Here is a 1,555-nt window from a genome sequence, read left to right on the forward strand (position 1 = left end):
GCTCCCCCCCCGTTATGTTTTCCGCGGTCCTGCAAGAGGGCCGCTGGCCTCCGGGCCCGGCATGACTGTGTCCCCCTGTCGATCGGATGACCTGGGGGGTGGTGTCACCGGGCCCGGAAGGTGCCGTCGGAGACGCTGATGAGAGGTCCGGCCGCCACCCGGTCCGGCGCAATGCCGGACAGCTCGCGGATGGCAGGTCTGCATAACGTGGATGCGCGCGTACGACACCGACCCCGAGGCCGGCACCGTCAACACCCCTGGAAGGGCGCTATGTTCGACACCGAAGACGTGGGTGTGTTCCTCGGCCTGGACGTCGGCAAGAGCGCCCATCACGGCCACGGACTCACCCCGGCCGGCAAGAAGGTCTTCGACAAGCAGCTGCCCAACAGCGAACCGAAGCTGCGGGCCGTGTTCGACAAGCTGGCCGCGAAGTTCGGCACCGTGCTGGTGGTCGTGGACCAGCCCGCCTCCATCGGCGCCCTGCCGCTGACCGTGGCCCGGGACGCGGGCTGCAAGGTCGCCTACCTGCCCGGACTCGCCATGCGCCGGATCGCCGACCTCTACCCAGGAGAGGCGAAGACCGACGCCAAAGACGCGGCCGTGATCGCGGACGCGGCCCGCACCATGCCGCACACCCTGCGCTCGCTTCAGCTCACCGACGAGATCACCGCCGAGCTCACCGTGCTGGTCGGCTTCGACCAGGACCTCGCCGCCGAGGCCACCCGCACCTCCAACCGGATACGCGGCCTGCTCACCCAGTTCCACCCCAGCCTGGAACGCGTCCTCGGCCCCCGCCTCGACCACCAGGCCGTCACCTGGCTGCTCGAACGCCACGGCTCCCCGGCCGCCCTGCGCAAAGCCGGCCGCCGCAGACTCGTCGAACTGATCCGGCCCAAGGCCCCCCGCATGGCCCAGCGGCTGATCGACGACGTCTTCGACGCCCTCGAGGAACAGACCGTCGTCGTCCCGGGCACCGGCACCCTCGACATCGTCATCCCCACCCTGGCCGCCTCCCTGGCCACCGTCCACACCCAGCGCCGGGCCCTGGAAGCCCAGATCAGCACCCTGCTGGAGGCCCACCCTCTTTCCCCGGTCCTGACGTCGATGCCCGGCGTCGGCGTCAGGACCGCCGCCGTCCTGCTGGTCACCGTCGGCGACGGCACCGGCTTTCCGACCGCCGCCCACCTCGCCTCCTACGCCGGCCTGGCCCCGGCCACGAGGTCGTCCGGGACCTCGATCCACGGGGAGCACGCACCCCGAGGCGGAAACCGGCAGCTCAAACGCGCCATGTTCCTCTCCGCCTTCGCCTGCATGAACGCCGATGCGGCCTCCCGCACCTACTACGACCGCCAGCGAGCCCGCGGCAAGACCCACACCCAGGCCCTTCTCCGCCTGGCCCGTCAACGCATCAGCGTCCTGTTCGCCATGCTCCGCGACGGCACCTTCTACGAACCCCGCGTCCCCACGGACGTCGAACTCGCCGCATGACCCCAGCAAGTCAAACCACCCCAAACCAAACCTGGACGCCTTGACGAAAGACATAGAGGCACCCCCC

The 1,555-nt window shown here is 70.2% G+C and carries 1 protein-coding gene; it reads left to right on the forward strand.

Annotated features, from left to right (window positions below; translation table 11 throughout):
- Positions 1 to 270: 270 nt before the first annotated feature.
- Positions 271 to 1,488 carry an IS110 family transposase gene (locus AB0I73_RS41235; protein ID WP_363045505.1) on the forward strand — a complete coding sequence of 406 codons (1,218 nt, stop codon included), beginning with the start codon at positions 271 to 273 and terminating at the stop codon, positions 1,486 to 1,488.
- The last annotated feature ends 67 nt before the right edge of the window (positions 1,489 to 1,555 follow it).

The organism is Streptomyces sp. NPDC050388, from assembly GCF_040655635.1.
Taxonomy (GTDB): domain Bacteria; phylum Actinomycetota; class Actinomycetes; order Streptomycetales; family Streptomycetaceae; genus Streptomyces.